The organism is Methylocystis sp. (assembly GCF_051061285.1).
Classification (GTDB): domain Bacteria; phylum Pseudomonadota; class Alphaproteobacteria; order Rhizobiales; family Beijerinckiaceae; genus Methylocystis.
The window spans coordinates 99,943-124,223 of the sequence record NZ_JBPFEA010000031.1 but is presented as its reverse complement, the minus strand read 5'-3'; the positions used below and the strand labels follow the sequence as shown (position 1 = coordinate 124,223).

Annotated in this window: 19 protein-coding genes; 9 read left to right on the top strand and 10 right to left on the bottom strand. The window is 62.9% G+C overall.

Going from position 1 to position 24,281, the window contains the following annotated elements; genetic code table 11:
* Positions 1 to 97 precede the first annotated feature (97 nt).
* Positions 98 to 1,375: an FAD-dependent monooxygenase gene (locus tag ACR65T_RS11220; protein ID WP_434496556.1), complete on the top strand. Its 1,278-nt coding sequence runs from the start codon at positions 98 to 100 to the stop codon at positions 1,373 to 1,375.
* Between the two features lie 33 nt (positions 1,376 to 1,408).
* On the opposite strand, the gene ACR65T_RS11215 is transcribed toward ACR65T_RS11220, so the two are convergent.
* From ACR65T_RS11215 to ACR65T_RS11185, 7 genes are all read right to left on the bottom strand, one after another.
* On the bottom strand, positions 1,409 to 1,909 hold the full coding sequence (locus ACR65T_RS11215; protein WP_434496555.1) for an Hsp20/alpha crystallin family protein: 501 nt from the start codon (positions 1,907 to 1,909) through the stop codon (positions 1,409 to 1,411).
* A 95-nt stretch (positions 1,910 to 2,004) separates the two neighbouring features.
* Positions 2,005 to 5,121 (bottom strand): bifunctional proline dehydrogenase/L-glutamate gamma-semialdehyde dehydrogenase PutA, encoded by a 3,117-nt coding sequence (putA, locus tag ACR65T_RS11210; protein WP_434496554.1) that lies wholly within the window; start codon positions 5,119 to 5,121, stop codon positions 2,005 to 2,007.
* A 34-nt stretch (positions 5,122 to 5,155) separates the two neighbouring features.
* A complete protein-coding gene (locus tag ACR65T_RS11205; RefSeq protein WP_196402119.1) occupies positions 5,156 to 5,371 on the bottom strand; it encodes a hypothetical protein in 216 nt (71 codons plus the stop codon).
* A gap of 62 nt (positions 5,372 to 5,433) precedes the next feature.
* Positions 5,434 to 6,243, bottom strand: coding sequence for a formylmethanofuran dehydrogenase subunit C (locus ACR65T_RS11200; protein ID WP_434496553.1), 810 nt, complete (start codon positions 6,241 to 6,243; stop codon positions 5,434 to 5,436).
* Positions 6,240 to 7,148 (bottom strand): formylmethanofuran--tetrahydromethanopterin N-formyltransferase, encoded by a 909-nt coding sequence (gene fhcD / locus ACR65T_RS11195; RefSeq protein WP_434496552.1) that lies wholly within the window; start codon positions 7,146 to 7,148, stop codon positions 6,240 to 6,242. The genes ACR65T_RS11200 and fhcD overlap by 4 nt, the downstream gene beginning before the upstream one ends.
* Positions 7,136 to 8,773 (bottom strand): formylmethanofuran dehydrogenase subunit A, encoded by a 1,638-nt coding sequence (locus ACR65T_RS11190; RefSeq protein WP_434496551.1) that lies wholly within the window; start codon positions 8,771 to 8,773, stop codon positions 7,136 to 7,138. Before ACR65T_RS11190 ends, fhcD begins: the two co-directional genes overlap by 13 nt.
* Positions 8,764 to 9,864, bottom strand: a complete 1,101-nt coding sequence (locus ACR65T_RS11185) for a formylmethanofuran dehydrogenase (protein ID WP_434496550.1) — start codon at positions 9,862 to 9,864, stop codon at positions 8,764 to 8,766. The genes ACR65T_RS11190 and ACR65T_RS11185 overlap by 10 nt, the downstream gene beginning before the upstream one ends.
* A gap of 297 nt (positions 9,865 to 10,161) precedes the next feature.
* Between ACR65T_RS11185 and pqqA the strand changes: the two genes are divergently transcribed.
* Positions 10,162 to 10,290 carry a pyrroloquinoline quinone precursor peptide PqqA gene (gene pqqA, locus ACR65T_RS11180; RefSeq protein ID WP_434496549.1) on the top strand — a complete coding sequence of 43 codons (129 nt, stop codon included), beginning with the start codon at positions 10,162 to 10,164 and terminating at the stop codon, positions 10,288 to 10,290.
* Positions 10,291 to 10,449: 159 nt separating this feature from the next.
* Positions 10,450 to 11,487, top strand: coding sequence for a cytochrome-c peroxidase (locus tag ACR65T_RS11175; RefSeq protein ID WP_434496548.1), 1,038 nt, complete (start codon positions 10,450 to 10,452; stop codon positions 11,485 to 11,487).
* A 115-nt stretch (positions 11,488 to 11,602) separates the two neighbouring features.
* Here the strand turns inward: ACR65T_RS11175 and ACR65T_RS11170 are convergent, their stop codons facing one another.
* The gene (locus ACR65T_RS11170; protein ID WP_434496547.1) at positions 11,603 to 12,223 is read right to left on the bottom strand and encodes a response regulator transcription factor; all 621 of its coding nucleotides are present in this window, start codon (positions 12,221 to 12,223) and stop codon (positions 11,603 to 11,605) included.
* 108 nt (positions 12,224 to 12,331) lie between these two features.
* Here ACR65T_RS11170 and ACR65T_RS11165 point away from each other — a divergent pair, with 108 nt between their 5' ends.
* Positions 12,332 to 13,663: an ATP-binding protein gene (locus tag ACR65T_RS11165; RefSeq protein WP_434496546.1), complete on the top strand. Its 1,332-nt coding sequence runs from the start codon at positions 12,332 to 12,334 to the stop codon at positions 13,661 to 13,663.
* On the opposite strand, the gene ACR65T_RS11160 is transcribed toward ACR65T_RS11165, so the two are convergent.
* Together ACR65T_RS11160 and ACR65T_RS11155 are read right to left on the bottom strand one after the other, a co-directional pair.
* Entirely contained in the window at positions 13,657 to 14,022 is a 366-nt protein-coding gene (locus ACR65T_RS11160) for an STAS/SEC14 domain-containing protein (protein ID WP_434496545.1), read from the bottom strand. The two genes, ACR65T_RS11165 and ACR65T_RS11160, sit on opposite strands and share 7 nt — an antisense overlap.
* Positions 14,023 to 14,212: 190 nt before the next feature.
* The gene (locus ACR65T_RS11155; protein WP_434496544.1) at positions 14,213 to 17,788 is read right to left on the bottom strand and encodes a plasma-membrane proton-efflux P-type ATPase; all 3,576 of its coding nucleotides are present in this window, start codon (positions 17,786 to 17,788) and stop codon (positions 14,213 to 14,215) included.
* A 199-nt stretch (positions 17,789 to 17,987) separates the two neighbouring features.
* Here ACR65T_RS11155 and ACR65T_RS11150 point away from each other — a divergent pair, with 199 nt between their 5' ends.
* The 5 genes from ACR65T_RS11150 (at position 17,988) to ACR65T_RS11130 (ending at position 24,280) form a co-directional block, all read left to right on the top strand.
* The gene (locus tag ACR65T_RS11150) at positions 17,988 to 18,716 is read left to right on the top strand and encodes a DUF1614 domain-containing protein (RefSeq protein WP_434496543.1); all 729 of its coding nucleotides are present in this window, start codon (positions 17,988 to 17,990) and stop codon (positions 18,714 to 18,716) included.
* A gap of 310 nt (positions 18,717 to 19,026) precedes the next feature.
* A complete protein-coding gene (locus ACR65T_RS11145) occupies positions 19,027 to 21,420 on the top strand; it encodes a TonB-dependent receptor (protein WP_434496542.1) in 2,394 nt (797 codons plus the stop codon).
* Positions 21,421 to 21,510: 90 nt separating this feature from the next.
* Positions 21,511 to 21,912 (top strand): EF-hand domain-containing protein, encoded by a 402-nt coding sequence (locus ACR65T_RS11140; RefSeq protein ID WP_434496541.1) that lies wholly within the window; start codon positions 21,511 to 21,513, stop codon positions 21,910 to 21,912.
* Positions 21,913 to 21,977: 65 nt separating this feature from the next.
* Positions 21,978 to 23,156 (top strand): ABC transporter substrate-binding protein, encoded by a 1,179-nt coding sequence (locus ACR65T_RS11135; RefSeq protein WP_434496540.1) that lies wholly within the window; start codon positions 21,978 to 21,980, stop codon positions 23,154 to 23,156.
* A 164-nt stretch (positions 23,157 to 23,320) separates the two neighbouring features.
* Positions 23,321 to 24,280: a YVTN family beta-propeller repeat protein gene (locus ACR65T_RS11130; RefSeq protein ID WP_434496539.1), complete on the top strand. Its 960-nt coding sequence runs from the start codon at positions 23,321 to 23,323 to the stop codon at positions 24,278 to 24,280.
* Position 24,281 lies beyond the last annotated feature (1 nt).

The window sequence follows — 24,281 nt, the reverse complement described above, 5'->3', positions numbered from 1 at the left end:
GGGACGTGAGCCTATCACCGCGCTCGCGCCGAGCCAAAGCCGTCCTGCTCGCGCTCCGAAGAGTCTCCCGCTATAACAAGCGAAGGAGACGAATGAGATGACAGCGGCGCACGAAAACATCAGGTCGGACATTCTCGTCGCCGGCGCGGGCGCGACCGGGCTCGCGGCGGCTCTGGCCTTCGCGCGCGGGGGTTACAAAACGACGCTCGCCGGGCGCATTCCGCCCCCGCTGCCGGGCCGCACGGTCGCCTTGTTCGAATCATCCGTCCGATTTCTCGATGCGCTCGGCGCCTTGGAGCGGGTCAGAGCGCGCGGCTGCGCCGTCGAAGCGATCCACATGATCGACGACACCGATCAGTTTCTGCCGGTGCCGGAACTCAGCCTGCGGGCGCGCGAAATCGGGCTGCCGGCGCTCGGCGTCAATGTGTCGAACGATGACCTCGTCGCCATTCTGCTGGATCTTTGTCGCGGCCGCTCTGAAATCGCGTTCGTCGACGCCGACATCGCGGATTACGAATTCAACGGCGACGGCGCCGTCGCCATTCTCGCAGACGGACGCCGGCTCCAGGCGGACTTCATCGTTGCGGCGGACGGGCGCAATAGCCGCGCCCGCGCGGTCGCCGGCATCGACGTGAAGGAATGGACCTATCCGCAGATCGCGCTCACCATGATGCTGCGCCACGAGTTCCCGCACGAAAATGTTTCGACGGAATATCACACGCGCTCGGGCCCTTTCACGCTGGTGCCGCTGCCCGCGCGAGAGGATGCGCCGAATCGTTCGAGCCTCGTCTGGCTGATGAGCGTCGCCGACGCGCGGCGGCGCCTCGCCAAGCCCCGCGAAGAACTCGAATATGAAATCGAGGATTTCGCCAAGTCGGAACTGGGCGCGATGCGCATTGAAGGCGATATCGGGCAGTTCCGCATGGGCGGCATGCAGGTGTCGAAGCATGCCACGGGCCGCCTCGCGCTCGTCGGCGAGACCTGTCACATTTTTCCGCCGATCGGCGCGCAAGGACTGAATTTAAGTCTGCGCGACGTCGCCGATCTCGAGGATTGTCTCGCCAGCGTCGATCTCAAGAATCCGCGCGAATTGTCGCGGGCGCTGGCGCGCTACGACCGTCACCGGCGCGCCGACATCGGCTTTAGAACGCATGGCGTCGACCTGCTGAACCGGTCGCTTATCATTCCCTATCTGCCGGTGGATTTGCTGCGCGGCGCAAGCTTCATCGCCATGGCGGCGCTGGGGCCGCTGCGGCGGGCTGTCATTCGCGAGGGCGTGTTGCCGCATCTCGTTCTGCCGCGCCTGATGCGCCGGCCAGCGCACAAGCCCGAAGTCGCCGGCGCTCCGCACGGACGCGCCGGCCTGCGATCTTAGAGGCTGCGCTTGAGCGACGCGTCTAATGCGGCGCTACTTCGCGGCAATCTCGATCTTCTTTTCTTCCTGCTTGGATTCCGGCGTTTTCGGCAGCTTGATTTTCAGCACGCCCTTTTCGAAGTCCGCGGTGATTTTCTCCGCGTCGACTCCTTCGGGAACCCTGAAGGCGCGCCGGAAGGAGCCGTATCGGCGCTCTGAACAGTAATAGCCCTCCTTCTTCTCTTCCTTTTCTTCGCTCTTTTCACCGGAAATCGACAAGACGCCGTTCGAAAGCTTCACATCGACGCTCTTCTCATCGAGCCCCGGCAGTTCGGCGGTGATCTCGTATCCACCGTCCTTCTCGACGAAATCGACTGGCGGCGTCGCCGCCGACATCAGTCGGTCAAACGGCTGGAAATCGGCCAAGCTTCTACGCGACGGAAAGTCGTCAAAGAGCCGATCGAACTGGCGCCGGAAGGATTCGAAAGGATGCCAATCGAAAACGCCGGCCTGCGTGGACTCTCGTGACGCTGGCAGCTTGCTTTGTTCGGCCATGCTGATCTCCCTCTTCACGGACGATCGCCAAGCAACCGAAAATTCAGCAACGATGGCGCTGACGATCGATGTGGAAACGTTAGTGAAGTGGAGCGTCAGAGGTGTGACTTCAACGGGCGTGTTTGCGCCAATTTGTCGCGATCAAGCTCGTCGGAGTCTCCGAGCGACAACAGTCCTGCGTCGCCCCCCGAAGACGCGGTGTTGATCGTCAGCGTCGTCTCATGAAGAAATCGCAGCAGATAATCTGGACCACCGGCCTTGGGGCCGGTGCCGCTCAAGCCGAATCCGCCGAAAGGCTGACTGCCGACAACCGCGCCGATCATGTTGCGATTGACGTAGATATTGCCGGCGGACGCTTGGCGCGACAACGCGCGAATACGCTGTTCGATGCGCGTATGCATGCCGAGCGTGAGGCCATATCCGCTGGCTTCGATGTCCGTGAGAAGTTGCGGCAGGCGCTCCGAACGCCACGTCGCCACATGCAGGACGGGCCCAAAGATCTCTTCCTGCAAATCCTCGACGCGATCGAGTCTGACGATATGCGGCGCGACGAAAGTTCCTGTCGATGGCGCAACGCCGGCGTAAAGAATTCGCCCGGCTGCGCGCTGACGCGAAAGATAGGCGTCGAGTTTGCCCTTCGCCTCGGCGTCGATCGCCGGGCCGACATGCGCGCCGATCTCGCGCGGATCGCCGACCCGCAACTCGCGCGCAGCGCCGATCAACGTCTCGAGGCAGACGGGCGCGATGTCCTCTTGCAGGCACAAGAGCCGCAAGGCTGAGCACCGCTGGCCCGCCGATCGGAAGGCTGACGCCATGACGTCGTCGACGACCTGTTCGATCAGCGCCGTCGAATCGACGATCATCGCATTGATGCCGCCGGTTTCGGCGATGAGCGGCGCAATCGCGCCATCTCGCTCGGCGAGCGTGCGATTGATCCGCAGCGCAACTTCGACCGAGCCAGTAAAAACGACGCCGGCGGTCAGCGGATCGGCGACAAGCGCGGCGCCGATCGCGCCATCGCCCGGCGCAAAATGCAGCACGTCCTTCGGAACGCCGGATTGGCGCAAGAGGTCGATCGCCATGGCGGCGACGAGCGGCGTCTGCTCGGCGGGCTTGGCGACGACGCAATTTCCCGCGACCAGCGCCGCGGCGACCTGACCGATGAAAATCGCGAGCGGGAAATTCCAGGGCGAAATGCAAATGAAGACGCCGCGTCCATGCCGGCGCAGGACATTGGCTTCGCCCGTCGGGCCCGGCAGCGGCATGTCGGCGCAGAGAATTCGCGCCTGACCGGCGTAGTAGCGGCAAAGATCGGCCGCCTCGCGCACCTCGGCGAGCGCATCGTCGAGAGTCTTGCCGCCCTCGCTTTGCAACAAGGCGATCAACGGGCCGCGTCGCGCCTCAATGAGATCGGCCGCGCGTTCGATCATCCGCGCCCGCGCCTCGAATGGAGTCCTGGACCACTCCGGGAAGGCGCGCGCGGCCGTCGCGACCGCAGCATGCGCCGCAGCTTCATCCGCCTCGACCACTTCTCCGACGACGGCGCCGTCGATCGGCGACAGCACCGGGCGCGCCGCAGCTCGCGACTCGACGCTCGGTCGCGCGTCAGGCGGCGGAAAAGGCGCGCGCGTCTCCTCAACCAGCGCCGCAAGCGCGGTCCGATCGCCAAACTCCACGCCTTTCGAATTGGCGCGTTGCGGCAGGTAAATCTCGCTCGGCGGCGGAAGGCGCGGATGGCGCGCGCGATTTGGCGCGCCAAGCGCTTCATATGGGTCTGCGACAAGCGCGCTCTCAGGCGTCTCGGGATCGGCGGCGCGCGCGACGAAAGAGGAATTGGCGCCGTTCTCGATCAAGCGTCGCACGAGATAGGCGAGAAGATCGTGGTGCGGACCGACCGGCGCATAGATTCGAACCGCGGCGTCGCTCATTTCCGCCAGCGACTGATAGAGCGACTCGCCCATGCCGTGCAGGCGCTGAAACTCGAAGTCGCGCCGCCCGCCCGCCATCGTCAGAACGGCGGCGACGCTACGCGCGTTATGGGTGGCGATTTGCGGGAAGAGACGCGGTTGGTCGAAGAGCCGCGCCGCGCAGGCGTCGAAATTGAGATCTGTCATCGCCTTGCGCGTGAACACGGGATAATCGGCGAGACCGCGCTCCTGGGCGCGCTTGATTTCGCTGTCCCAATAGGCGCCCTTGACGAGACGCACCATGAAGCGCCGATGGTTCGCTTCCGCGAGCGAGGCGACGTAGTCGATCGTGGCCATCGCGCGCTTCAGATAGGCCTGCACCGCGAGCCCGAATCCGTCCCAGTCGGAAAGCGACGGGTCTTCGACAACGCGTGCGAACACGTCCAGCGAAAGTTCGAGTCGATCCGCCTCCTCCGCATCGATGGTGAAAACGAGATCGCGCTCTTTGGCGAGGCGCGCCAAATCGAGCAACCGCGGCGGCAATTCCCGCAAGACGCGTTCGCGCGAAATCGCCTCATAGCGCGGATGCAACGCCGAAAGTTTGATCGAAATTCCGGGGCGCACAGGGAGCTCGGAGCTTCCGGCCGAGTCGCCGATGGCGCGAATGGCGTGGGCGTAGGCCTCAAAATAGCGCTCGGCGTCTTCCGCCGTCCGCGCCCCTTCGCCAAGCATGTCATAAGAGAAGCGTTCGGGCCGTCCCTGCTCCCGTCTGATCGCCGCTTCGATGGTTTCGCCAAAGACGAAATGAGCGCCCATCAGCCGCATTGCCTGACGCGCGGCGGCGCGCAGCGCGGGCAGGCCGAGACGCCGGGCAAGGTCAGCGACGAGCCCGCGCGGCTCCGTGACGTCGACGATACGCGCCGAAAGTCCTAGCGCGAAGGCGCAGGCCTGAATGAGCAGCGCGTCGCTCGATGTCTCGTGATGGGTGAAATCGCCCTCGGCGAGCTTATCAGCAAGGAGTTGATCGGCTGTCGCGTCGTCGGGCACGCGCAGCAGCGCTTCGGCGAGCGCCATAACCGCCAGACCCTCCCGCGAGGAGAGGGAGAATTCGTGAAGGAAATCTTCGACGCCGCCGAGCGGATCACGTTGTGCGCGAATGCCGCGCACGAGCGTCAACGCAGCTTCCTCTACGACCCGCTGCGTCGCAGCATCCGGACGCGAACCGAGAAACGCTTCCGCGAAGCTCTCGTCGGGGGGCGCGTAAGGCGCCGCAAAGGGCGCCGGCCGATCGTCTTTTCGATTCATTCGCCATGGAACCGACCGCGCCCGAAGGGCTCGATCAGATCTTGTCGCCTTCCGCTCCCGGCCGCGCGCAACGCCACTTCGTAACCGTCAGTTGCGGGTGTTCGCCGCACCATTGAGCGATATATGGCATCGCCTGCATCACGCAATTGCTGGTCGAGCCCGTGGTCGATTCGAGGACGAGCTTGCGCTCGTCGCAGGCGGCGGGCTGCGCCAGCGTGCAGACAGTAAGGATGAGTTCGACGAAAATCATCGCAATCTCCTTGCTAAGCGCCCGCTCGAGGGCGTTTCGCTTCCTAGCAAGGGTAATGCCCGTCAGTCGGCGGTCAATATCTCGCCCTTGCCATAGACCGCCGTGTCGCCGCCATAGCGGCGCAGCTTGCGCGACAGCAGATCGGCGGCGGGGACGCTATGATCCCTGAGAGAGCGTGCGAAAAGCCTTGCGAACGTCAGCTCATGCGCGCCGCAGTCGACATAGGTCGAACCGAAGCAGCCGCCGCGCGCGAGCACAATCGAGCCGCGTTTGTTGAGATAGCCGACGCGCCCCTTGGCCTCGCCCAAAACCAGGATCGTGCCGGCGATGACGCGTGCGCCGAGATCTTCGCCGGCGTCGCCTTCGATGACGAGAATGCCGCGGCGCAGCCGGTCGCCGGCGCGGGCGCCCGCCTTGCCGCGCACGATGACGCGCCCGCCAGCCATGCCGGCAAGTTCGCCCGCGAGCGGACCGGCGAGGAAATCGCCGACGTCGCCCTTGATCTCCAGCTCGGCGCCAAGGTTGCCGGATGCTGCATGCGGGCCAGCGTTCCCGGCGACGGTGATCCTGCCGCCCTTGGCCAGACGGCCGCACTGCGCCCCGACGTCGCCTTCGACATGAATCGCAAAGCCAGGCAGAAGCTTCGCGCCGAGAAGATCGAAGCGGGAAGAGCCGCCCTCAAAGCGAACAGTCTTCAGATCGCCTTCCGAGACCTTGAAGAGGTCGCCGACTTTCGTCGAAATGCGGGTCACGCCGAGCTCGATCTCTTCGATCTGCGCGACGGATTTTCCCGCAAGGCGGTCGGGCGTCAGCGCCGAGAGATCGACGCGCTGCGGCGGCTCCTGGCGAAGCGTGAAGGTAAAAGGCTTCACGGCAGCAATTCCTTCAGATGATAATGAAACGGTCCGAGCTTGCCGCCGTAATTGCCGGCGCCGACGCGCTTGGCGCCCTGCTCCGGCCCCATCTCGATAATGGCGTGAAGCCCCGCGCGCATCGCCTCGCGCACGGCGTGGTCGGTCAAGCCGTCGATGACGATTTCGAGCACGCAGCCGATATCCGCGTCGAGTTCGCTTTTGGTGACGCCGCGCAATGTCGGACAATAAGCGTCATTGGTCGACGCGCTCATGCCCTTGTATTTCGAACCGACCTTTGAGCCCGAACGCACGATGCCGCCGGGGAACGGCGCAATGGCGTCGGCGACGCCGTCGATCGCCGAGACGGCGGCCTCGGTCGCACGCATGGTCTTGTCCCAATCCGCGCCCATGATCAAAAGATTGCCGCCGCCCACGGATTTCTTCGTCAGGCCGACCTTGCCTTCGCAGAAAAATTCTCCGTCCATGACTGGCACGCGCCAGTAGCGCCGGTCGTCGACGACCTTGGACATCTGCCATTTGTCGCCGAACTGGCGCAGCGCGTCGCCGACTTTGATCTCGAATTCGCCGGCGACCGTCGAATAGACCGCGGAGCCGGGGCACGTCAGCACGCATTGGCCGAGCCGATTGACGAGCTGCTTCTCTGCGTCTTTCGACGACATGGCGAAGAGTAGCGCGCGAACGCCCGGGCGTCCGTCCGGTGTTTCTTCGGGCGAAACTTCGCGATCGATTCCGGCCTCGCAGCCGCAGCCGATGACCGACGTTGCAAAACCCGTCATCGTCAACGCCGCCTGCCGCGCCCATTTGGCGTTCGGCGCGGTAATCAGAATGCCCGTCCCGCTCATCGGGAAGGCTTCGGCAAAATTGTCGTCTATCGTCACGCCGTTGCGAATTATATCCGGCATGGAACCTCCGCAAAGGCGTCCTTGTGCGGCAGCGCCGCATCGGGCACGTCGAAGATGCTGCGCGGCAGACCGTAAAGGTCGTCGTAATAGGAATCGAGGCGCTTCGTGATCTGCCCATCGTAGCGCGGGCGAATATGCAGCGTCTTGCCGCGCGTGTAATGCGAGACTTGGCCATCACGCACGACGAGGGCGCCGTCCTTGAAGACCAGGGCCGCGCGCCGGAACATGCCGGCGACGTCGCGTCCGGGCTTATAAACGGCGATGTCGGCGACGGCGCCTGGACTGAGCCGGCCGCGATCGACAAAGCCAAAGAGCTTCGCGGCGCCGGAGCGGCTCATCTGCGCGATTTCGTAAAGCGTGTATTCGCGCGAGATCGACGGCAGCGTCGTGTGCTCCAGCACCTCAGCCGGAAGCCGCGCAAGATGCTGCGCGCGAAGATCAGCGCTCATCAGCAGCGCGAAGAGCTCCGGATAGGTCGTGAAGGGACCGCCGTTCGGATGGTCGGTGGTGAAGAACACCTGCTCGGGATTCTCAATCAGCAGGAAGAGCTCCAGGCCCGCCGCCCATTGAATGGCGTTGTAGTAGTTCGAAATCTTATAGACATAGGGAACGATGCCGCCGCCATTGGCGTCGCCATCGAAGATCGCGCCTTTCTTGGGGATCGCGCCGGGCAGGCTGTTGAACTGTTTCAGAACGTCGGACGAGATCGTCACCGTATCCGAGAACATCACCTGGCCGACGTCGACGCTCACATTCTTATTGGCGTTGATCTTCTCGGCGAAGAGCGCGCCAGCCGACGAGAAGCCGTTCTTGCCTTCCTTGCCATAGGCGTAGAACTGCACATGCGCGAGATGCAGCGGCAGCCCCTGCGCCGCGTCGATCGTCGCGAGCGCCGTGTCGATATTGCCGGCAAGGCCGAGATTGTTCATGTGCAGATGCAGCGGATGGGCGATGCCCACTGCCTGAGTCGACTTCTGCAGCGCCTGGAAAATCTGACGCGACGTCAGCCCGTAAAAGGGCACGACGTCGTCAAGCCCAAAGGCGCGCATGTTCTCCTTGAAGGCCTCGACCCCGCCGGGATTGATGCACTTCAGTCCGAGCGAGCGGGTGTTCTCGACGGTCTGCGCGACATAGTCATTGATCGCGCCGTCGGTCTCGCCGTCGCGCAACATGCCGAGCAGGAAGTCGTCGTTGCCGAGCACGGTGAGCGCGCCCTTGTCGATGATCGGCACGTCGTTGAATTCGAGATGGGTCTGCAAGGCGTGGTGCGGCGCCATCGCCGGCTCGACGACAGTGGTGAAGCCCATCTGCGCGTAGAGACGGCCCGTCTCATAGCTCGACCATTTGGCGGTCGAAAGCGGCGTGTCGGCCTGCCGCGCCCGAATCGCGCGATGCAGCTCCGGCAGCAGCAGTCGCGCCGTGTTCACATTGCCGCCGGCGATGTGCGAATGGATGTCGATTGCACCGGCCATAACGATATGACCAGAGACGTCGATTTCCTTGTCGGCGCTGCGCCCTTCGGGCCGCTCGACGATGCGGCCATCTTCGAACCACACGTCGCCAATCGCGTCCTGGCCGGTCGCCGGATCGACGATATGGCCGCCGCGCAAAACTGTCAGCGCCATGCGCCCTCCGAAACTTCCGCCATGATGGCGCCGATCGCCTGCGCGACGCTCGGCGCGTCCGTGGGCGCGCTGGCTTTGCGCAGCGTCATGCCGCCGGTTTCCTGACTCATCAGCACCGAATCATGCGTGACGCCGGGCTGACCGACTTTAATGAACAGCCCCCGCGCTGGCGCCGCCTGCGCCGGCGCCAGCGTAATGAGCGGGATGTCGGCGCGGGACCAGGCGGGTTTTTCGCCGTCGAAGGCGGTAATCCACAGCGCCGCATCGGCCTCGCCGCTGTCGACAAGCCGCGTGGCTTCGAAACGCCAGGGGTCGTGCTCCGGATAGCCACGGCCAAAGCCCGTGCGCGGCGGAAAGCCCGTCATCCAGCCCGCCGTCTGGGTCACGCCCGAAGCGCCGCTGCGGCCGCCGATATGGACGCCGGTGAATCGGGTCGTGGCGTTGAGCTCGATCACCAAAGCCTGCATCATTTCGATCGCCAGCGGATCGAGCGTCGACGCCGACCAGACGAAGACGCCAAAGCGCGCGTTTCGCAGCGTCTCCACGAGGCCGTCAATGAGAGCGACTTTTTCAGCGCCCAGCGAAACCGGTCGTCCGCCGAAGCGGGCGCGCCACGCCGCCAGCACGCCGGAAAGTTCCTGCACAGAGGCCGGAATGACCTTTGCGCCAGGGACGGCGTTCGCTTCGTCGCCTTCCGGCCCGACCCAAATCACCTTGCGTGGCTGCTGCGCTTGCGCCCCGCGGCGCGGCGGTTCGGCAAGCGCAAGGCGCTCCAGCATTCCAGGCCAGGCGCGCGTCAGCCCCGGGCCGATCAGCACGACGCAGTCGCCGCGAAGGCGCGCCTCATTCGCCGTCGTCGTGAACATGCCGAAGGAACGCTTGACGTCGATATCGGCGAGCGTTTCACGCGACGCGAGATGGTCGAAAGCGCCCTTCAGCCGCTCAGCCAAGAGGATCGCGGCGCGCGCGCCGATGACGTCGGCGCCAAGGCCGGCGACGAGCGGAAAGGCCGCCCCACTGAGAATTTTGGCGGCATGTCGATAGGCGTCGCCAAGCGCAATCGCCTTGCCGTCGAGCGTCGCTGTCTCCATTCCTACCCCGATTTGCGACCTGCCCCGGCCAAGCTCAAAAGCTTAACGGCGAAGTGAACGCTATCCATTTGTTTTTTAGCGTCTACTCGCCGAGCCGGGCGGCTCCTCCCGTGTTTTGCTTATGCCTATCAGCCGTCACGGCGACTGTCGAGACGTTCGGCTGCGTCATTTGCATTCGAGGCGCCACAGAAGCGCTCAGCTGTCGTCGCCAGCGGCCGAGTATTGTGCGCCGCATCCCATTTGCGAAGCGGCGGCGATCATGTTAAATGCTGCGCCGAGCTTAAACCTGCGGGCGCGATGCGCCACATAAGCAGGCAGAGCCTAAAGAGTCCTAATACGGAGGAAAAAATGGCCTGGACGACTCCCGTGATTGTCGAAGTCTGCGTCGGCATGGAAATCACCAGCTACGAGTCCGCCGAGATCTAATTTCGGCGCGGCCTTCGATTCGCCGAAGCCGCCAACGAATTCCCGAATCGAGCCGGCAAGAAGAGCGCTGCGCAAAGCGGTCGCGCTTTTCGTATCGCCGGCTCGAATCATTTTTGCCGGCGTCGGCGAGACGACTGGCCGCAAACAGGAGCGTCGATTTTGCGCGCGCCTTTCTTTTTCATCGCCCTTGTCTCTCTCCTATTCATCGCTGCGACCGCCCGAGCGGAAGGTCCCAACGCGAAGACGCTTCTTGAGGACGCGAAACAGAATTTCCGGCCGATCGTCATCCCTCCCCCCATCAATGATTCGGTGACGGCGGCGCGCATCGAGCTTGGTCGCCGGCTGTTCTTCGAAAACCGCGTGTCGATGGACGGCAACGTCAGTTGCGCGCATTGCCACTTGCCGGACAAGCAGGCGAGCGACGGGCTGCCGAAGGCGATCGGCGTGTTCGGAAAGGAAAATCCGCGCAACGCGCCGTCGGTCTTCAACGCCGCGCTGAATTTCAAACAACATTGGCGCGGCGAACGCGAATCGCTCGAAGACCAGGCTGAAAAGTCGCTGCTCGGCGCCGCAAGCTTCGGCAATCCCGATCAGGCGACGGCGATGAGCAAGCTGAAGGCGGTTCCCGCCTACGCCGGCGCCTTCGCCAAAGCGTTCCCCGGCGAGAAGGACCCGATCAATTCAAAGAATTGGGGCGTCGCGGTCGGCGCCTTCGAGCGCACCCTGCTGACGCCTTCCAAATTCGACGCTTTCCTTGCCGGCGACGCCTCGGCGCTGACGAAGCAGCAGCAGGCCGGCTTGCGCAAATTCATCGATCTTGGTTGCGTCTCCTGCCACAATGGCCCCGGCGTCGGCGGCAATTCCTTTCAGAAATTTGGAATGGCGAACGACTATTGGAAGGAAACCGGCGTCGCGACGCCCGACAAGGGCCGCGCCGACGTCACCAAGAACGAGGCGGACCTTTATGTCTTCAAGGTCGCGAGCCTTCGCAATGTCGCACAGACAGCGCCCTATTTTCATGACGGGTCGGTCGCGGACCTGACGAAAGCCGTCAAAATCATGGGCAAGACGCAGCTCGGACAGGATCTGTCGGAGAAGGACGCGGCCGACATTGTCGCCTTTCTCGGCGCGCTGACGGGACCGATTCCGGCGAATTATTCTGCGCCAGAGCCCTATCCGGACGCGCAAGGAAAGTAGGCCGCGTCCCCCTCCCCCTCGCGGGAGAGAGGGTGGCCCTGCAAGGCAGGGCCGGGTGAGTGCCCTCATCCGTCGTCGCTTCGCGACGACACCTTCTCCGCATGGGATACGCGTCTCACGTCAGTTTGTGTTCGAGCGCGATGCGCATCAGCTCCATCGGCGTGCGGGCGCCAAGCTTTCGTTTCATGATCGAGCAGCTGTTGGCGATGGTCTTGTAGGAGACTTGAGTCGCGTCGGCGATCTCCGCCGTTCCGAGCCCGCGCCCGAGCATTCGCAAAATCTCCAATTCGCGCGCGGTCAACGCGGAGAGCGGACTGGCCGAAGCGCCGCTCTTTTCGAAGGCGAGCTGGTTGGCGATTTTGGGCATGAGGAAAACGCCGCCGGACGCGACCTCGCGCACCGCCGTCAGCAAAAGATAGGGATCGTCGTTCTTCGTCACATAGCCTTTGGCCCCCATCTGAATCGCGCGCGCCGCGAAGATCGGATCGTCGTTCATGCTGAAGATGACGATGCGCGCCTGCGGATCAGCTGCGAGAATCCGCCGCGTTAATTCGAATCCCGAAACCCCCGGCAGGCCGATGTCGACGACGGTCACGTCCGGCTTTTGCGCCACGAAGACGGCAAGACCCGTCTCCGCGTCTCGCGCGTCGATGACGTCGATGTCGCCCTCGCCGGCGAGCATCGCCGCGCAGCCGGAAACAATGATCGGATGGTCGTCAACGATAAGAACGCGCATAATTTAACGTGGCTCCAAGTCTCCCGGGCGTGCCGAAGGCAGGCGGCGAAACATTGCCGGCATTTGGGGCCTTTCGTAAAGTCGCACGCTTCTCTAGAGAACTGGCCCATGTTTCGTAGGCTCTCCCTGCGCCTTCGCCTGTCGCTGCTGCTCGGCGTCGTGCTTGCGCTGGGATTGGCGCTCGGCGTCGGCCTGCTCGTATTGCATGCGGGCGCGCGCGTTCGCGCCGAAGCCGACGGCGCGACGCGGCTTGCGCGCGAACTCATAGAAGCGACGCTAACGCGGCTTGACGCGGCGCCAGATCCGCAGGCGGAGATCGCGCGACTTCTCGCCGACGCGCGGCGGCTGCGCCATGTTCGCGTCGCGCTCGCCGGAGAGGAGACGCCCGCTCGGGAGGACGTCGACCGCGCGCCGCAGTGGTTCACCCGGCTCGTGCTGCCAAACGCCGCCGTGACCCGGATCGAAACCGGCCGCGGGGCCGCGATTATGATTGCTTCCAATCCCGCGGATGAGATCGCCGAGATTTGGCAGGAGATCGTCTGGCTCGCGATCGGCGGCGCGGGAATCGCCGTCGCCGCCTTCGCGCTCGTTTCGCTCGCCGTGTCGCGGACGCTGCGTCCGGTCGCGACGCTCGCGGAGGGGCTGAAGCGTCTGGAGCGCGGCGAACATTCGATGCGCGTTCCCGCCGACGGGTCTCCGGAATTCGTCATCATCGCCGAACGAATCAACGCGCTCGCCGCAACGCTGCAACGGCTCGACGAAGAAAATCGCAAGCTCGTGCGGCGCATGATCCATGTGCAGGACGAAGAGCGAAAAGACATCGCCCGCGATCTGCATGACGAAATCGGCCCCTTTCTGTTCACGGTGCGCGCTGGCGTTGGCGCGTTGGCGCGACGGCTGACGGCGTCGGGCTCAGACCCGACCCGGCTCGCCGCAGACTGCGCCCGCATCGACGCGCAGATCGCCGCTCTGCAACAGGTCAACAGGCGCATTCTCGGCCGGCTGCGTCCCGCCGCCCTCGAGGAGATGGGACTTGCCGACGCGTTAGAGGCGCTGGCGCAAGGCTGGCGCGAAGCCAACCCGAAGGTCGCCATCGCGCTTTCGCTCGACGGCGCCTCAGCGGACATCGAAGAGGCGACCGCGCTCACCGCCTATCGCATCGTGCAGGAAGCGCTCGCCAATGCGCTTCGACATTCAGGCGCCAATCGAGTCGAGGTTGCCGTCAAGCGGTCGAAGGGCACATTGCATATTGTCGTGCGGGACAATGGGGCGGGTCTCCAAGCGACTCGTTCCGCATCCTCGAGCGGTCTCGGCTTGCGCGGTATGAGCGAACGAGTCGGCGCGCTCGGCGGCGCGCTCACGCTTGCGAACGACTCAAACGGCGGCGCGCGGCTAACCGCGTCGCTGCCGGTGCGCGAGGGCGGAGCGGCGCGTCACTGAGCGACAATCCAGTCGCGCGCCTGATCGGCATGCGCGGTCGGAAACGCCTTCATGTCGCCGGGCATCATGAAGCTGAAAAACTGCATTGTGTGCTTGATCCACTCAACGTCCGTGACAAGCGCGACCCGTTCCCAGCGCGTGAGATGCTCCATTCCAACCCTAAAGTCCTCCCACATCGCGCCCGGATCAAATCCCGAAAAGTCAGGCGCGATTTCGTAATAGATCCTGACCTTGTCATGCTTCTCGAGCGCATCTCGAACCGCCGGCACCAGGACGGCGTCATAATCCGCTTTCGTCACGCGTCCCTTGCAGACGATCGCAACGACGTTCGCGGGAAAGTTCGGAAGCTGTTCAATCACGAGCGTTCTCCTCAACCTCTAGACGACTCTGCACACGAAATTGGTTGCGCCAAGATTGCGTCTTGGCCGACGTCTTGCGAGACCTCGATATAGCGCTCTTGTGCGCTACAGCGACAAATCGAAGATTGCGTGAGAGACCCGACCATCTTCGCGTCGTCGATGACTCGCCCGCCGCGGATGAGCTTATCGTTTACGTTCCGACAATCACGCGGTCTCCTGGAGCCAATGCCCCTGAGAGGACTTGTGAATAATCGCCGTCGTCCAGCCCGAGGGTCAACGGAACAGGCTCCGGCTTTCCGTCGCGCAAAACCCAGACGACGTTTTTTCCTTCCGGCGCCGGCTGAGCGCCGCGCGGCGAGAAGTACAACGCCTCATCTGGAACCCTTAGCGCATCCTCGCGACGCGAGGTGACGATTTTTGCCGTGACGGACATCCCCGGGCTCAGCATTTTCTTTGCGTTGTCCACGTCGAGAATAACGTCGTAAATCGTCGCGTTTTCGGTTGTCCGAGCCAGCCGCAGCTCGACAATCGAAGCCTCAAAGACGCGCTTGGGCAAATCTTCGACCGAGACGGATACCTTATCTCCAAGCTTGATTTCGCCCGCCTCATTCGGCGGCAGGCGCGCGACGGTGCGCAACTTCGCCGTGTCGCCGGCGATCGTGAACAACGCCGAAGATTCAGCGGCGGGAGACACAAGCTGTCCCACGGCGATGTTGCGCGCGATGATCGTTCCAGGAGAAGGCGCGGTGAGTTCGGTCGCGGCGAGATCGCTCTTGGCGGCGCGCAGAAGCGCCTCACGTTTCTCCATCTCCGCGCGATCGAGAGCGACCTGCGCCTGCGCGGCATCGTAGGCCTGTTTGCGGGCATTCTGTGTGCGACGGGAAAAGCGCTTGCGTCTGCTTCCGCGCTGTGTGGCTTCGAAGTTGGCCCGCGCTCGGTCGAGACCCATCTCGCCTTTGGCTAATTTGGCCTGCGCGAGGGAAAGATTGGCTGCGGCGACCGCGACCGCGTCGGCGTATCGCCGGGGATTGAGCTTGCCGCAAACCGCGCCTTTTTGAACCGACATGTCGACGGCGCAGGACACACTCTGCACGACGCCCGCGACGCGGGCAGAAATCAACGCGGTCTGCGTCGGCTCCACCACGCCGCTCGCCAGGATCGTCCGCACAATGGCCCCTCGACTGATTTCCTCGGTCCGATAGCTCGGAGGCGCCTCCATGCTCTGAATCGCCCAATAGGCGCCAGCGCCGATCGCCGCGGTCGCCAAAAGTCCGATGAGCAATGTTGGAGCCGACGCCGCCGCCGGCCGCCCCAAGAAGTTCCGTTCGACGCGAGCGAGATGACGCGCCTGCTCCAGCGGACGATGTTCCATCAGGTGGTAGGCCACGAGCTTGACGGCGCTGGCTCCGAGAAATGTCATCAGCGAATACGCCCACACCAGCAGCGCCAGTCGCCAACCTGTCGGCTCCATGAACAGACCATAGACGACCGCGAGCGTGCCAATAAGCTGTGTCGCCTCGCAGGGAAGCACGAGCTTCCAGCTCGGCCAGGGACGCTCCCAGATCGGTCCCTTATTGCGCGTCAGATAGATCGTCATATGGCCGGACACGAGCAACTTCAAAAAGATGAGCGGCTGAACGGTCTGCGCCGGCAGGACAAGATAATCGCGCACGATCCAGAACAGTCCGAAACTTTCGAGAACTCCGTAAACGCCCAGAACCGAAGCGATCGTCAATACGCGCGCCATATCCCAGCGCACCGGCTTTTCCGCCACCGGCGCATTGTCATAGGCGATCATCATGATCGGTATGTCGTTGAGCAGCGCCAGCAGCACGACCATCACCGCGGTCACGGGATAAAAATTGAAGACGAGGATGCTGCCGGCCATGAACAACAGGACGCGGATCGTCTCTGCGATGCGATAGATCGCATAGCTGTTCATGCGCTCGAAGATGCGGCGCGCCTCAGCAATCGCCGTTGTGATCACCGACAGGCCTGGCGCCGTCAACACCAGATCGGCCGCGGCGCGGGCCGCATCCGTCGCGCCGCTGACAGCAATGCCCACATCGGCCTGTTTTAACGCCGGCGCGTCATTGACGCCGTCCCCCGTCATGCCGACAATGCGGCCGGCTTTCTGCAGCGCCTCGACGATTGCGAATTTGTGCTCGGGAAAAACGCGGGCAAAGCCGTCTGCAGCGAGAATTGCCGAAAGCTTTACGCTAGCGGCCTCGCCGCGGAATACCGTGTCGGCGACGACGATGTTCTGGCCTAGCTGCAGTTTGGCCGCGATCTCACGCGCGATCGCCTCGTGGTCGCCGGTGACCATTTTGATGTCGACGCCCATTGCGCGGGTTTCGGCGATCGTCTGCGCGGAATCGTCGCGCGGGGGATCGAACAGCGGCAGCAAGCCGAGGAATCGCCATGCGCCTTGGTCTTCCGCACGCGCGACGCCGAGCGTGCGAAAGCCCTTCGCCGCGTCGGCGTCGACCTGAGCCAAAGCGGCGCGCGTAGCCTCTTCCGGCATCTCGCACAGCGAGAAAATGACCTGGGGCGCGCCTTTAGCGACGCGAAAGCGCGCGCCCTTCCGCGCCACTTCGGCCTCGCTTCGCTTGCTGACCGGATCAAAAGGATGGAAGGCTTCCAGATGATAGCTCTGCAGGACGTCATGTCCGGGCGCCGCGGCTAAAATCGCGGCGTCGATCGCATCCGGCGCCTCGCGCTCAGAAGCGAGCGCTGCAACGAGAACGACGTCATGCGCGTCGACGCCCTGCGCCGGTTGCGGGTCGCCGAGCGTCAATTCATTCTTAGTCAGGGTGCCGGTCTTGTCCGAGCACAATATGTCCATCCCCGCGAGCTCTTCGATCGCGACGAGGCGGGACACGATGGCCTTAAGTTTCGCCAACTTCTCGGCGCCGACCGCCATCGTTACGGACAGCACCGCAGGCAGCGCCACAGGAATCGAGGCGACCGCCAGAATCAGGGCGAATTGCGCCGTTTTGATCAAGGGATCGTGACGAAACAGCGCAACGACGCCAATGACCGCCACAAGCCCCATCGTGAACAGGATGAGGAAATTTCCGATTTTCAGCACCGCGCGCTGAAAATGGGAGACGCTCGTCGCCTGCTGCACAAGCCGCGCCGTGCGACCGAAGTAGGTGTGCATGCCGGTGGACGTCACTAGAGCCGTCATTTCGCCGAGCTTGGCGATGGAACCCGAATAGGCGACGTCCCCGACTTTCTTGTCGACCGGTAATGACTCCCCCGTCAGCGCCGCCTGGTCGACGCTGAGGTAATCGCCGTCTATGAGCCTTACGTCGGCGGGAACGACGGAACCCAGCGCGATCTTTACAATGTCCCCGGGGACAAGTTGGCCGGCGGGAAGTTCCGTCCATGCGCCATCCCGCAGTACGCGCGCCTTCAGCGCCAGGCGCCGCTTGAGCAAAGCGATCGCGTTGTCCGCCTTGAACTCCTGCCAGAAGCCGACAGCTGCGTTCACGATCAGCATCAGCAGGATAATGCCGAGGTCCGCCCAATGCTTCACGGTCGCCGACAGGATCGCCGCGATTTCGATCATCCAGGGAATTGGTCCCCAGAAGAAACGGATGATCCGCGCGAATGGACTGATGCGGCGCTCGGCAAGCATGTTCTTGCCGAAACGGGCCAGCCTGCACGCCGCCTCTTCCTGCGTCAGCCCTTGCAAAGGATTGGTCGCAAGGTCTTGCGGCGTCACATTGCGGTCATCGCCCGTCGCAGGCTCCATTGGCATGACGCTCTCCGATCGCGCGGCGAAGCCACGAAAATACATTTTTTCGACAACAGCAAGAGCATGCGCCTGCAGAGCTCCTGCCAACGGCGGGCGCAGACAGGTGTTCCACACGGCCCCGCGACGGGCGTCTCAACTCGACCCGCGTCTCTGTTCCCCTATATTCGAGTTCACGATCGACATGGCATTGAAGGGGTGGCGCGTGAACTCACAACATGTTGACTATCTCCCGCTGCCGCCAATCCTCTACGCGGTCTTCCTGGGCGCGCTCATTGCGCTGTTCCTGCTGATCCAGTTCGGAGTGCTTCGCTATGCTTTCGGCCGCATCGGCCTGAGCTCCAAATTTGCGACGCTCCTCTTGCTCGCGTCGCTTCTGGGCAGCTACGTGAACATACCGATCGCGCACTTCGCCGACGAACGCGTCGTTCCTCAAGAGATGATTGACTTTTTCGGGAGGCGCTATGTCGTCCCGGTGCTCGTCGATTGGCCGGGAATGATACTGGCGGTAAACGTCGGCGGCGCCGTTATTCCGCTGTTGCTTTCGATCTATTTGCTCGTCCGCAATCGCATCTGGATCGTCGCAGCGCTGGCGACGGCGATCGTCGCTGTTGTGGTTCATTTCCTTGCACGGATTGTGCCCGGCGCCGGCATTAGTGTGCCGATTCTGGCGCCGCCGTTGCTGTCTGCGGCTCTCGCGATTCTGCTGTCGCGAGATTTCGCAGCGCCGGTCGCTTATGTCAGCGGCAGTCTCGGCACGCTTATCGGCGCCGACCTGCTCAATCTTTATAAGCTAGAGGGCATCGGGACGCCGATCGTCTCGTTTGGCGGCGCAGGAACGTTCGACGGCATTTTCGTCACCGGAATACTTGCGGTGCTGATCGCGAGCCTGCCGTTGCGCCGGAAAACCACTGGCGTTTCGGCGACCACTTAATCCGATCTGCGCCGAGCCAACAACCGCGGCGCGAGTCAGCCTGTTCGAGGCGCTCGAGCTCGGGCGTCGACGACGAAAACGACCGATAGGTTGTTGACCTCGACGGCACGGCCGTTCGCCTTGGTCGCACGTATCGGGAAATATTCCCGAAATGCACGGGAAGACATCCGAAGTTTTCCGTTATTTTTCAGAAGTGTAGCCGTCACGCAACAGGCGGGAAATATTGCCGGTTTGTCGCCTTGCGCCACTACCAGCCGCGAGCCTCATAGCTATAAGTCGTTCAACAGGATTGAATGTTCCAGGGCTCTCAATGCGCTACGTCAAACAGGTCTCGCTGATCGCTCTTTACGCCTTCATCGCCACAACGGCCCGCGCGCAGCAGGCGCTGCCGACGATCGAGGTGGGAGGCGCGCCGCTGCGCTCGACGTCCCGCCCCGCTGCGCCGGCGCCTACGTCCGAACGCCCGCAGACCGGAAGCGCCGCGACGGCGCCGCCAGCGCCTACAACGACTCGGGCGTCTCCTATCGTGCGTTACGCTGTTCCAGCGGCGACCTATACGATCACCGGCAATGAGCTGCAGAACACGCGCGCGTTTAATCTCACAGACAACCTTCTCCGTCAGGCGCCCGGCGTCATTGTCAACGACGTGGCGGGCAGTCCCTTTATGCCGGAAGTCAATTTCCGCGGTTTCGTCGCCTCGCCCGTCGCCGGAACGCCGCAAGGCCTCGCCGTCTATCAGAACGGCGTGCGCATCAACGAAGCCTGGGGCGACAACGTCTACTGGGACATGATTCCGAGCGTTGCGATTGATCGCTTCACGCTCGTCACCGGCAACCCGCTGTTCGGCCTCAACGCCATCGGCGGCGCCGTCACGCTCGACATGAAAACCGGCTTCACATGGCAGGGCTTCGAACTCGACGGGCGTTTCGGCAGCCGCGGCCGTCGCCAGGCATCAATGCAGCACGGTCTCATCTCTGGGCCATTCGCCACCTACATGGCGATGGAGGCCTTAGGCGACGACGGCTATCGCCAGTTTTCCGGCGCGCACATCAAGCGCTTCTACGGGGACGTCGGCTACCGCGGCGAGAGCGGCGAGATCCACGCCAATGTGACGCTCGCCAATAACAAGTTCGGCGTTTCAGGGCCGGCGCCTGTGGAGCTCGCCAATATCGACGAAAGCGCGGTTTATACGACTCCGCAGACGATCAAGAACACGCTGTCGATGTTCGACCTCAATGGCGTATTTCAGGCGACGCCGACATGGAAGCTTTTCGGCGATATGCATTACCGCGCCTTCGATCAGGCGAGGGTCGACGGCAATACGACCGATTTTGAATGCGAAGCGGACGAGGCGCTCTGCCAGAGCGGCGCCGGCGACACAAATATTCCCAATTTCTTCAATGGGCAGGCCTCGCTCGGGGTGATCGATCGAACCTGGACGCGTTCGCGCACCGTCGGCGGCACGGTGCAGGCCACGAACGACGATCTCTATTTCGGTTTCCACAACAAGATCACCTTCGGCGTCAGCTATGATCACGGCTGGAGCGCCTTTTACGCCAATGAGGAACTGGGAATTATTCAACCCAATCTCGCCGTTGGGGGCATCGGCTACATTGTCGAGGAGCCGGCCTCGGGAATCTCCAGCGTCTCGGTACGGGCGGCGAATGATTATCTCGGCGTCTATGCGCTCGACTCGCTCGATCTGACGGACGATCTCAAGGTGACGGCCGGCGCCCGTTTCAATCGCGCCGGCATTGCGCTCTATGACATGATCGGCACGACGCTGAACGGCAATGGCATTTTCTCCCGCATCAATCCGGTCGCGGGCCTGACCTACAAAATACTGCCGAACGTCTCCGCCTACGCCAGCTACTCCGAGGCGAACCGCGCGCCAACGCCGCTCGAACTCGGCTGCGCCGATCCCAATCGACCTTGTCTCATAGACGCCTTCCTCGTGGCCGATCCGCCGCTGAAGCAGGTCGAGTCACAAACAATCGAAGCTGGACTTCGCGGCGATCTTGCCGTGCCAGCGGTACTGCCAGCCTATGCGGACGCTCTTCCTGGCAATTTCAACTGGAGCTTGGGCCTCTTCCACACATACAGCTTTAACGACATTCTGAGCGTGCCGAGCGCGATCGCCGGCCGCGGCTATTTCACCAACGCCGGCACGACGCTGCGACAGGGCTTCGAATCATCCTTCCGCTATACGACCGAGCGCGTGAACGCCTTCCTCAGCTACACGCTGACGGATGCAACGTTCCGGTCGACGATCATGCTCGGCTCGCCGAATAATCCGCTGACGCAAATTTTTGGCACCGGAGGCTCGATCCTTGTCACGCCCGGCGCCAATCTCACTTCGACGCCACGTCACCGGTTCAAAGCGGGGATCGATTTTGCAGTGACTCCGCCGTGGAAGGTTGGCGCGGACGTCCACTATTCCTCGGGTCCCTGGCTACGCGGCGACGAGATCAACCTCGCGGGCACGCTGCCCTCCTATGCGATCCTCAACCTGCGCACCTCTTATCAGCTTGGCCCCAATATTCAGGTGTACGGGCTGCTTGAAAACGTCGCCAATACGCGCGCGCGCAGCTTCGGCACGTTTTTCGACACAACCAGCATCTCCTTCCTTGCCTTCAACAACCCGCGCATGGTCTCGGTTGGGCCGCCGCTCGGCGTCTATGGGGGCGTGAAGATCACCTACTGACGCCAGAGGCTGGAATGTCGCGGGCCGCTAGCCGGTTCGGCGGCGCCCGCGCTATATTGCGTGCGATGGCCTTACTCAAAGGAGTCGCATATGAAGAAAGTATTGCTATTCGGCGCGCTCGCGCTTGCTGGCGTCACAGCGCTGCCGGCGACGTCCGCGCTCGCCAAGGCGACCGGCCCTGTCGCCGCGCTCGACACCGACGACGACGGAACTGTCGATCTCAAGGAAATCAACAAGTCTGCGACTGATCTCTTTGCGAGTCTCGAGAAGGACGCTGACGGAACGGTCGATTTCAAAGAAATGAAAGGCCGCGTCTCAAAGAAGGATTTCAAAACGGCCGATCCAGACAATGACGGCACGCTGTCCAAGGACGAATTTCTGACGATGGTCTCCGTCATGTTCAAGGATGCGGATCCCGACAATGACGGCACGCTCGACGCCAAGGAGCTCGCATCCAAGAAGGGTAAGGCGCTGCTGCGCGTGACACGGTGATTCGAGGAAGGCGCGCGGGCTCTGAAGAACTTGATCCTGCGCGCCAAAGCGGCCATCTAGGCAATATGAAAAGCTTGGTCGCCGCCTTCTGTTTCGTGCTTTTCGCCGCGCCCGTCGCGGCTGAAACGGTCAACGTCAAAGTCGGCGTCTTGCGCGAAACACACGCCCGAGAAACCCTCTCTATTCTCGATATTCCGGCCGCCGACGATACGCTCGCGGGGGCGCTGATGGGCGCAGCCGACAACAACACCACAGGCAAATTCACCAACCAGACGTTCGAGGCGATCGACGCCAAGCTCGAGGAAGGCGATGACGTCATAGCGGCCCTCGACGCGCTCCTGGAAAAGGGCGCGCTGTTCATCATCGCCGATCTTTCGCCCGAACGTCTGCTTGCCGCTTCGGAGCGCGCCAAGCCGACAGGCGCCCTTCTTTTTAATGTCTCCGCGACGGATGACAGGCTTCGCGAAGATGACTGCCGCGCCAATGTCATCCATGTCGCGCCGACGCGGTCGATGCTCGCGGATGGTCTCACGCAATATCTCATCTGGAAGCAATGGCGCCGCTGGCTCCTCATCAAGGGGTCGCATCCCGAAGACGAACTTTTGGCGCAAGCCTTCCGCAACAGCGCCAAGAAATTTGGCGCAAAGATCGTCGAGGAACGCGTCTATGAAGACACCGGCGGCGGACGCCGCAGCGATTCCGGCTCCGTGCAGACCCAGCGGCAGATCCCGGTCCTGACGCAGAACGCGCCCGCCTATGACGCGCTCATCGCCGCTGACGAGAGCGAGGTCTTTGGCGGTTATCTGCCCTACCGCACCTGGGACCCGCGTCCCGTGGCGGGCTCAGGCGGACTGATGCCGACGAGCTGGGACCCCTCCCATGAGCAATGGGGCGCGCTACAGTTGCAAAACCGCTTCACCAAGACGTTCAGGCGCCTGATGAATGCGCGCGACAATGCGGCGTGGACCGCCATGCGGATGATCGGCGAAGCCGCAACGCGCACCGGGTCGAACGACCCCGAGAAGCTCCGCCTCTACCTGCTCGGCACGGACTTCTCCATCGCCGCATTCAAAGGCGTTCGACTGACGCTGCGGCCCTGGAACCAGCAATTGCGCCAGCCGATACTGCTTTCCGACGGGCGGATGATCGTCTCGGTTTCGCCGCAGGAAGGCTTTCTCCATCAAACGAGCGAACTCGACACGCTTGGAGTCGATCAGCCGGAGACGAAATGCAAATTGCAATGAAGAACGCCTCCACCTCGATACTGAGAGGCTGCAGACTCGGCCTTTCCTTTTTGCTTGCTCGCTATCCGCGTCATGGCCGGGCTTGTCCCGGCCATCCACGCGTGAGTCCCAACGGCGTGGATGCCCGCGACAAGCGCGGGCATGACGCGAGTTATGCGATTAGCATGACTATAACCTCCTTCGTCTGCGCGATGCTCTCTTCGACGCCCGCCCACGCCTACAAGGCGTACGTCAGCAACGAGAAGGGCAATTCCATCACCGTCCTCGATACGGAGAAGCTGGAAACGACAGCGACTGTGAAGGTCGGCCGACGCCCGCGCGGCATTGCGCTCAACAAGGACGGCTCCGAACTCTATATCTGCGCCGGCGACGACGACGCCATTCAAGTGCTCGACACGAAGACGCTCAAAGTCACCGGAAAGCTGCCCTCGGGCCCGGATCCCGAGCTCCTGGCGCTCAGTCCCGACGGCGACGTGATTTATGTCTCGAACGAAAACGACAATCTCGTCACGCTGATCGACGTGAAGAAGAAAGAGATGATCGGCGACATTCCCGTCGGCGTCGAACCCGAGGGCATGGCCATCAGTCCCGACGGCAAGCTGCTCGTCAACACCTCGGAAACGACCAATATGGCGCATCTGATCGACACGCAGTCGAAAGAGATCGTCGCGAATATTCTCGTCGATGGCCGGCCGCGTTTCGCCGAGTTCAAGCAGGACGGGTCGGAGCTGTGGGTTTCGTCTGAAGTCGGGGGCACCGTCGCGATCATCGATCCCGCGAAACGTGAGTTGAAGCAGAAGATTGCCTTCAACATTCCGGCGATGTCGAAAGAGGCGATCCAGCCGATCGGCATCTCATTCACGCGCGATGGAAAACGCGCCTTCGTCGCGCTGGGGCCGGCCAATCGCGTCGCCGTGATCGACGCCGAGACAAAAAAGATCGAAAAATATCTGCTCGTCGGTCAGCGCGTCTGGCACCTCGCTTTCACGCCCGACGAAAAATATCTGCTCACCGCCAATGGCGTCTCCAACGACGTCTCGGTGATCGACGTCGCATCGCTCAAAGTGGTGAAGTCAATCCCGGTCGGCGCTTTCCCCTGGGGCGTCGTCGTGGCCCCGCAATGAC